Here is an 8248-nt window from a genome sequence, read left to right on the forward strand (position 1 = left end):
CGGGCCCTTCTTCTTGCGGTCACGACGCTTGCGGGCGCGCTTGCTCATCGGTGCTCCTTCGGCGACGAATGCGGTGGAGCCGTCACGGCGCCCTTCGGCTCAGTCCATTCTCCCACACGGCCGCCAGCCGACCACAGTTGCTCGCTCTCCGGCGCACCTCGGCGGCGGGGTCGCCGGCGACCCGCACCCCTGCGGGAGCGCTCGGGAGCCGGTCGGCGAGCGCGGTGGCGAACCGGGCCAGCGTGACCGCCTCGGGCAGCTCACCCACCCGGCCCAGCTCCTGCTCCTCGGCCAGCAGCAGCGGCTCGGTGTCGGTGAGACCGCAGGCGGCGGCCAGCGCGTGGCCCACGCCCGGGGCGGCCACGTCGGCGTTGGTGTGGGCGCAGTAGAGGGCGATGTCGTTGACCACCAGGTCGGTGACGGTGGCGCCCTTCGCGGTCGTCGTGGCCACCGAGTGCACCCCGCGCAGCAGCAGCGGGTGGTGGGTCAGCAGCAGCTCGGCGCCCAGTCGACGCGCCTCCGCGACGACCGCCAGGGTGGGGTCGACCGCCAGCAGCACCGTGCGCACCGGCTGGTCCGGGTCACCGGTGACCAGACCGACCCGGTCCCAGGACTGGGCCGTGTCCGGGGGGAACATCTCCTCCAGGACCGCGACCACCTCGCGCAGTGTCAGGGCTGGGGTCTCCACGTGGGCCCGGCCGGGATCGAACCGACGACAACCGCGGTGTAAACGCGGTGCTCTGCCAACTGAGCTACAGGCCCCTGCCGGCGCCTGCACGGACACCAGCGGTCGCCCATTGTGCCTCACCGCCGGTCCGCCGCCGACCCGTTGCACATCGGGCGCGGCCGGATCAGTGGGTGGGCTGGGTCAGCCCGCGCACGGCGGCGTGCAGCTCGCCGATCTCCCGCTGCTCACCGGGGCCCCGCACCAGGCTCCAGCGCACGGTTTGGTCCGGGGCCACCAGGAAGGTGCCGCGCACCGCCATCCCGCCCTCCTCGTCGAACACCCCGTAGGCGCGGCTTGCGACGCCGTGCGGCCAGAAGTCCGACAGCAGCGGGAACCGGTAGCCCTCGTGCGCCCCCCACATCCGCAGCGCGTCCCGCGGGTCGCAGGAGACCCCCACCACCTGCACCGCGTCGTTGACGAACCGGTCGATGTTGAGCTGGACCTCGAGCAGCTCGGCGGTGCAGATGCTCGAGAAGGCGTGCGGGAAGAACACGACCAGGGCGTGCCGGTGCCGCACCAGGCCGGCCAGCGAGACCTGGTTGCCGTGCTGGTCCGGCAGCGTGAAGCCGGGGGCGGGCTCGCCCACGGCCGGGACGACCGGCGTCACCGGCGGCCCACGAGCCGCTGGGCGATCCACTCCTCCCCGACCGGGACGGCGCCGCTGGCGGTCAGGCCCGAGGTGCTGCAGGCCTCCTGCACGTCGGCGGCCGCCACCCGGTCCGCCCGGCCCCGACCCGGGGTGAGCAGGGCGATGAAGCCGCCCTCCTCGACCGTCGTCAGGCAGTCCACCAGCTCGTCGGTGAGGTCGCCGTCGTCCTCCCGCCACCACAGCAGCACGGCGTCGACGGCGCCGGTGTAGTCCTCGTCCTCCAAGGGGGCACCCACGGCGGTCTCCACCGCCTCCCGGAACCGCTCTTCCACGTCGTCGTCATAGCCGTACTCGACCACGACCTGTCCCGGCTTGAAGCCGATCCGCTCGACCGGGGCCACCGCCTCCGACCGCTGGGCGCCACTCACCGCAGTACTCCTCTCCCGTCCATGGTGCGCCTAGTCCACTAGACAAGGCCCGTCCAGGCAAGCAGACGCGCTCCACCAGCACGCCGCCACCCGCCGCGGCACCGTCCGTGGCCAACGCCGATGTGTCCGCCGGGCCCGCTGCGTGACAGGATGGATCGGAGTTGCCCTGCCGAGTGAAAGGACCCACCCGTGGCACAGGAGCGTCGTGCGTCCGGGCCAATCCTGAACGGTCTGCCCAGCCAGGTGCCCGACACCGACCCCGAGGAGACCCAGGAGTGGCTGGCCTCCCTCGATGGTGCGATCGAGGCCGGGGGCCGGCGGCGGGCCCGGTACCTGATGCTCAAGCTGCTGGAGCGGGCGCGGGAGTCCCAGGTGGGCATCCCTTCGCTGACCACCACCGACTACGTCAACACGATCGGCCCCGAGGAGGAGCCGTGGTTCCCCGGGGACGAGGAGATGGAGCGCCGCTACCGGGCCTGGATCCGGTGGAACGCGGCGGTGATGGTGCACCGCGCGCAGCACCCGGACATCTCGGTGGGCGGGCACATCTCCAGCTACGCCTCGGCGGCCACGTTGTACGAGGTCGGCTTCAACCACTTCTGGCGCGGGCGTGACCACGAGGGCGGCGGCGACCAGGTGTTCTTCCAGGGCCACGCCTCCCCCGGCATGTACGCCCGCGCCTTCCTGGAGGGGCGGCTGAGCGAGGACGACCTGAACGGCTTCCGCCAGGAGAAGTCCCACCGCGTGGACGGCACCGTGCGTGCCGTGCCGTCCTACCCGCACCCGCGGAGCATGCCCGACTTCTGGCAGTTCCCGACGGTGTCGATGGGGATCGGCCCGATGAACGCCATCCACCAGGCCCAGTTCAACAAGTACCTGCACAACCGTGGCCTGAAGGACACCTCCCAGCAGCAGGTGTGGGCCTTCCTCGGTGACGGCGAGATGGACGAGCCGGAGTCCCGCGGGCTGCTGCAGGTCGCGGCCAACGACGAGCTCGACAACCTCACCTTCGTCATCAACTGCAACCTGCAGCGGCTGGACGGGCCGGTGCGCGGCAACGGCAAGATCGTCCAGGAGCTCGAGTCGTTCTTCCGGGGCGCCGGCTGGAACGTGATCAAGGTGCTGTGGGGCCGGGGCTGGGACCCGCTGCTGGAGGCCGACCACTCCGGCGCGCTGGTCAACCTGATGAACACCACCCCGGACGGCGACTTCCAGACCTACCGGGCCAACGACGGCGCCTTCATCCGCGACCACTTCTTCGGGCGCGACCCGCGCACCAAGGAGATGATCAAGGACTGGTCCGACGAGGACGTCTGGTGGAAGCTCAAGCGCGGCGGCCACGACTACCACAAGGTCTACGCCGCCTACAAGGCCGCGACCGAGCACACCGGGCAGCCGACCGTCATCCTGGCCCACACCATCAAGGGCTACAGCCTGGGGCGGAGCTTCGCGGGCCGGAACGCCACCCACCAGATGAAGAAGCTGACCCTGGATGACCTGAAGGCGTTCCGGGACTCGCTGCAGATCCCGGTCTCGGACGAGCAGCTGGAGGCCGACCCGTACGCCCCGCCGTACTACCACCCCGGCGAGGACGACGAGGCCATCCGGTACATGCTCGACCGGCGCCAGAAGCTGGGTGGCTTCCTGCCGGCCCGCAAGCCGGTGAAGGGCACGCTGCCGCTCCCGGGCGACCAGGCCTACGCGGTCGGCAAGAAGGGCTCGGGCAAGCAGCAGGTCGCCACCACGATGGCGTTCGTGCGCATCTTCAAGGAGCTGATGCGCGACAAGGAGCTGGGCAAGCACCTGGTGCCGATCATCCCCGACGAGGCCCGCACCTTCGGGATGGACTCCTTCTTCCCGACCGCGAAGATCTACAACGTGCACGGCCAGAACTACACCTCGGTCGACGCCGACCTGATGCTGGCCTACAAGGAGTCCGAGCAGGGCCAGCTGCTGCACCTGGGCATCAACGAGGCCGGGTCGGTCGCGGCGTTCACCGCCGCCGGGACCTCCTACGACACCCACGGGCTGCCGATGGTGCCGTTCTACGTCTTCTACTCGATGTTCGGCTTCCAGCGCACCGGCGACAGCCTGTGGGCGGCGGCCGACCAGCTCACCCGTGGCTTCCTCATCGGCGCCACCGCGGGCCGCACCACGCTGACCGGCGAGGGGCTGCAGCACGCCGACGGCCACAGCCCGCTGCTGGCCTCGACCAACCCCGCGGTGGTCTCCTACGACCCGGCCTACGCCTACGAGATCGCCCACATCCTCCAGGACGGGCTGCGGCGCATGGTCGGCGAGGAGCCGGAGGACGTCATCTACTACCTGACCGTCTACAACGAGCCGATGGTGCAGCCGGCCGAGCCGGAGGACGTCGACGTCGAGGGCATCCTGCGCGGGATGCACCGGGTCAGCCCCGGCACCGCCGGGGAGGACGACGCGCGGCACGTGCGGCTGCTCGCGTCCGGGGTCGGCGTGCCGTGGGCGCTGGAGGCCCAGCAGCTGCTGGCGGACGACTGGAGCGTCTCCGCCGAGGTGTGGTCGGTGACCTCGTGGTCCGAGCTGCGCCGGGAGGCGATGGGCTGTGAGGAGGAGGCCTTCCTGGACCCCGACGCGGAGCGGCGGGTGCCCTACGTCACCCGCCGGCTCTCGGAGGGCCACGGCCCGGTGGTGGCCACGAGCGACTACATGCGGGCGGTGCAGGACCAGATCGCCCCGTGGGTGCCCGAGGACTACCACGCCCTCGGCGCGGACGGGTTCGGCTTCGCCGACACCCGCCCGGCGGCCCGCCGGTTCTTCCACATCGACGGACCGTCGATGGCGGTCAAGGCGCTGCAGATGCTGGCCGACCGGGGCGAGATCGAGGCCGAGGTGCCTCGGCAGGCCGCCGAGAAGTACCAGCTGCTGGACCCCGCAGCGGGCACCAGCGGCACCGCCGGCGGCGACGCCTGAGTCCCCGCCGCGGCCGGCGCGCCGCGGCGGCGATTGTGCGGCTTGGACAAAGCCGGCCGTGCTAGCGGCGTAGGCTGCCGGCATGGTCGCCGAGGCCCCCCGAGAGCCCGCCGCCGGTGCGTCCGCGCCCGCCGGTGCCGCCGTGGAGCGGGAGCCGGGCCCGCGCAACGCCGGCCTGGTCGCGACCGCGGCGGCGCAGCGGATGGAGCGCGAGCACGCCTGGTACCGGGCGCTGTCTGCCGAGGACCGCTCCTGGATCGCCCTGGTCGCCCAGGCGGGCATCAACGCCTTCCTGGCCTGGTACCGGCAGCCCGACCACGGCCGGCCGGTCACGACCAACATCTTCGGCACCGCCCCGGCCGAGCTGGCCCACACCATCACCCTGCGCCAGACGCTGGACCTGGTGCGCACCACCATCGACGTCGTCGAGGACGAGATCGCGCTGCTGGCCGCTCCCGGGGAGGAGGCCAGGCTGCGCGAGGCGATCCTGCGCTACTCCCGGGAGGTTGCCTTCGGGGCCGCCCAGGTCTACGCCTCGGCCGCTGAGTCCCGTGGCGCCTGGGACGCGCGGCTGGAGTCGCTGGTGGTCCACGCCGTGGTGCGGGGCGAGGCCGACGACACGCTGCAGTCCCGCGCCGCCGAGCTCGGCTGGGAGCAGGTGGCCTCGGTCGCGGTGCTGGCCGGCCACGCGCCCCGCGGCGGCGGCTCCCACCCGGCGAGCGCCTGCTGCGGCACCTCGTACACCTCGACCCCCAGCGGGTGGCACACCGCCTCGGCGTCCCCGGCGTCCGGCCCGAACATCGGCACCGACAGGTCCCCGCCCGGGCAGGTCGACAGCGCGAACAGCAGGTCGATCTCGGCGAACAGCTCGAAGTAGTCGCCGACGCGGGCCGGGCAGGTCTTCATGAAGTACTGGTCCCGGTCGTTCAGGCCGGTGCACTGGAACACGTTGAGCACGTCGTGCACGTCGTACTCGGTCAGGTGCCAGGGCGGCCCGCTGACCGCACGGGTGAGGTTCGAGTGACAGTGGTAGTCGAACTCCTCCCCGGACAGCATCGTGCGCACGTACGGGTCGCAGCGGGTGCCGAGCAGGTCGTGCACCCGGCCGCCCTCCTCGTCCCGTCCGTAGTCCTCCAGCGAGTCCCCGGTCACCGTCGCCATCGGCCGCAGGAACGGCAGCGTCGACCACAGCCGGTCGTAGCGGCTCACGTGCGCGGCCTGCAGCTGCCGGGTCCGGGAGGCCCACATCCGCTCCCGGGGGTCGTGCCGGTTCCACAGGTTGAGGTCGGCCACCTGCGGGCCCTCGATGGTGACGATGCGGCACACGTGCCCGGCGGGCACCTCCCACGCCCGGCCGGAGCGGATCGGCAGCTCGAACGAGTCCACCAGCCGGCGCCCCTCGGTCCGGGCGATGCGGTCGTAGCGGCCTCGCTCGACGTCCAGCGGCCCACCCGGCTCGGACTGGTAGGCGGCGTCGGTCAGCGCCATCGCGCTCGCCCTCAGCCCTCGCCCGGGAGCTCGGCCTCGTCCTCGGCCGCCGGGCTCAGGCTCATCGGGCCGTAGACGGTCTCGTCGTTGTTCTTGAGGACCACCGAGGACACCCCCGCGTTGGCCAGCTTGCTCCACTCCTCGGCCAGCCAGGCCTCGGCCTCGGCCTGCGTGGGGAAGGCCACGCCGCTCAGGCCCAGGTCCTGATACGGCTGCCCCTGTGCGTCGCAGTAGGTCCAGGTGAAGACATCGGTCATACTCGCCACCGTACGCGTCCCCCGTCGCCGCGCGCGATGCATCCCCGCTCGCCGCCGGCCCGGATCGACCATCGCCCGAGGAGGCCGCCGTGCCGCTCTCATCCGCCACGCCCCCGGCGCCCAGCCGGCCGCTGCGCGTCCCGCTGGCGCTGCTCACGGTGCTGCTGCTGAGCCTGCTCGGCGGCCAGCCCGCCGCCGCCCAGGGGGACCAGGACGGCGGGGAGGGCGGCCCGGCCCCGGGCTTCCGGTTCTGGGGCTACTACCAGCTGCAGGACGGCGAGTGGGCGTTCGCGACCGAGGGCGCCCACGCCAGCACCCCCGAGGACGGCTCGGTGGAGGGCTGGCGGTTCGCGGTGACCGCCGAGGACGACGTGCGGTTCCCGCGGGCCACCCCGGCATTCGAGGAGCTGTGTCTCGACCAGCCGGAGGCCGCCGAGGGTGACAAGCGCGTCGGTGTGGTAGTGGACCCGGGCCGGGACGTGGACGCCCCGGAGGGTGAGCAGCGGGGTGAGCCCAGCGGCTACTGCGCCGTGGTGCCCGCGGACGCGACCGGTCTGGAGGTGCTGCAGGCCGCCGTCGGCGAGGTGCGCACCGACGCCGACGGGGGCATGGTCTGCGGGGTGGCGGGCTACCCCGAGTCCGGGTGCGGCGAGCCGGTGGCCGAGGTGACCGAGGAGCAGCAGCAGCCCGACGAGCCGGTCGAGCTGCCGGCCGTCGCGGGGGGCGGCACGCAGGAGGCGGAGCCCGGTGCCACCACCGAGGCTCCGGCGGGTGACGACGCCGGCACGCCGGAGCAGACCGGCGAGGCGGAGCAGTCGGATGAGGGCACCGCGTGGTGGGCCTGGGCGCTGGTCGTGCTCGGCGCGCTGGTCCTGCTCTGGCTGGTGCTGCGGGCCCGTTCCCGCAGCAGGGTGACCGACTGACCCGGGCGTTAGGCTGGGCGCGCCGCCCGGTTGCCCGCCGGCCGGTTCCCGTCTCGTTCGCTCGCCCGACCTGCACGGAGTCCCGCTATGACCACCACCCTCGTGCTGGGTGCCGCCCGCAGCGGCAAGTCCGCCCATGCCCAGCGCCTGCTGGCCGACCGTCCCGCGGTCACCTACGTCGCCACCGGGCCACAGCCGGACCCCGACCAGGACCCGGACTGGGCGCAGCGGGTGGCGCGCCACCGTGCTGACCGGCCGCAGCGATGGACCACGGTCGAGACCCGGGAGCTGACCCGCGCCCTCATGCGGGCCCGGACCCCGGTGCTGGTGGACTGCCTCGGCACCTGGGTGACCCGCAGCGTCGACCAGGTGGGCGGCTGGGAGGACCCCGACCGGGCCCGCGAGCACCTCGCCGACCTGGTGGACCACCTCGTCGTGGCCTGGCGCCACCTCCCGGTGGACGCCGTGGCGGTCAGCAACGAGGTCGGCTGGGGGGTGGTGCCGGAGTCGCCGGCGGGACGGCTGTTCCGCGACCTGCTGGGGGCCGTCAACGCCCGGATCGCCGCCGCCAGCGACCAGGTGCATCTCGTCGTCGCCGGCCGGGTGCTGCAGCTCGACGACACCCCCGTCGTCCCGGCCGCCGGGCGCTGGTGACCCGGCCACCCGCCGCCGGGCGCCGGTGAGCCGCGGGCAGGACCGGCTGGGCGACGGCTGGCGGCTGGCCCTGGGGACACTGACCCGGCTGCCGGTCCCGGCCCCCCGCCGGGTCGACCGGCGGACGGCGGCCGCCGCGATGCTGCTCTCCCCCGTCGTGGCGCTGCTGCCCGCCACGCTGGCCGTGCTGCCGGTGCTGGCCGCGGGGATGCGTCCCGCGGTCGCCCCGG

At 73.3% G+C, this 8248-nt stretch carries 8 protein-coding genes, 1 tRNA gene and 1 pseudogene; 4 read left to right on the forward strand and 6 right to left on the reverse strand.

Annotated elements, in window-relative coordinates:
* Window positions 1-82 precede the first annotated feature (82 nt).
* The 4 genes from GFJ45_RS13875 to GFJ45_RS13890 form a co-directional block, all read right to left on the reverse strand.
* Window positions 83-688, reverse strand: a complete 606-nt coding sequence (locus GFJ45_RS13875; RefSeq protein WP_153398222.1) for a Nif3-like dinuclear metal center hexameric protein — start codon at window positions 686-688, stop codon at window positions 83-85.
* A 1-nt stretch (window position 689) separates the two neighbouring features.
* Window positions 690-762: transfer RNA gene (locus GFJ45_RS13880), tRNA-Val, on the reverse strand.
* Window positions 763-851: 89 nt separating this feature from the next.
* Window positions 852-1313, reverse strand: a complete 462-nt coding sequence (locus GFJ45_RS13885) for a redoxin domain-containing protein (protein ID WP_228387066.1) — start codon at window positions 1311-1313, stop codon at window positions 852-854.
* Between the two features lie 17 nt (window positions 1314-1330).
* On the reverse strand, window positions 1331-1744 hold the full coding sequence (locus GFJ45_RS13890) for a DUF3052 domain-containing protein (protein WP_153398227.1): 414 nt from the start codon (window positions 1742-1744) through the stop codon (window positions 1331-1333).
* A 189-nt stretch (window positions 1745-1933) separates the two neighbouring features.
* Between GFJ45_RS13890 and aceE the strand changes: the two genes are divergently transcribed.
* Entirely contained in the window at window positions 1934-4696 is a 2763-nt protein-coding gene (gene aceE, locus GFJ45_RS13895) for a pyruvate dehydrogenase (acetyl-transferring), homodimeric type (RefSeq protein ID WP_153398229.1), read from the forward strand.
* Between the two features lie 528 nt (window positions 4697-5224).
* On the opposite strand, the gene GFJ45_RS13900 is transcribed toward aceE, so the two are convergent.
* On the reverse strand, window positions 5225-6184 hold the full coding sequence (locus GFJ45_RS13900; RefSeq protein WP_153398231.1) for an urea carboxylase-associated family protein: 960 nt from the start codon (window positions 6182-6184) through the stop codon (window positions 5225-5227).
* 11 nt (window positions 6185-6195) lie between these two features.
* Window positions 6196-6441, reverse strand: coding sequence for a hypothetical protein (locus tag GFJ45_RS13905; protein WP_153398233.1), 246 nt, complete (start codon window positions 6439-6441; stop codon window positions 6196-6198).
* Between the two features lie 89 nt (window positions 6442-6530).
* On the opposite strand from GFJ45_RS13905, the gene GFJ45_RS13910 reads away from it, so the two are divergent.
* The 3 genes and pseudogenes from GFJ45_RS13910 to GFJ45_RS13920 all read left to right on the forward strand — a co-directional run.
* Window positions 6531-7364 (forward strand): SCO2322 family protein, encoded by an 834-nt coding sequence (locus GFJ45_RS13910; RefSeq protein ID WP_153398235.1) that lies wholly within the window; start codon window positions 6531-6533, stop codon window positions 7362-7364.
* 87 nt (window positions 7365-7451) lie between these two features.
* The gene (cobU, locus tag GFJ45_RS13915; RefSeq protein WP_153398238.1) at window positions 7452-8018 is read left to right on the forward strand and encodes a bifunctional adenosylcobinamide kinase/adenosylcobinamide-phosphate guanylyltransferase; all 567 of its coding nucleotides are present in this window, start codon (window positions 7452-7454) and stop codon (window positions 8016-8018) included.
* A gap of 25 nt (window positions 8019-8043) precedes the next feature.
* A pseudogene (locus GFJ45_RS13920) lies at window positions 8044-8248 on the forward strand (hypothetical protein); the annotation flags it as partial.

The organism is Ornithinicoccus halotolerans, from assembly GCF_009602535.1.
In the GTDB taxonomy this organism is placed as follows: Bacteria; Actinomycetota; Actinomycetes; order Actinomycetales; family Dermatophilaceae; genus Ornithinicoccus; species Ornithinicoccus halotolerans.

What these genes read in the sequence shown, in the direction of transcription:
- GFJ45_RS13900 (WP_153398231.1), bottom strand. Translation starts at nt 6,184, where the DNA reads ATGGCGCTGACCGACGCCGCCTACCAGTCCGAGCCGGGTGGGCCGCTG.
- GFJ45_RS13905 (WP_153398233.1), bottom strand. Translation starts at nt 6,441, where the DNA reads ATGACCGATGTCTTCACCTGGACCTACTGCGACGCACAGGGGCAGCCG.
- cobU (WP_153398238.1), top strand. Translation starts at nt 7,452, where the DNA reads ATGACCACCACCCTCGTGCTGGGTGCCGCCCGCAGCGGCAAGTCCGCC.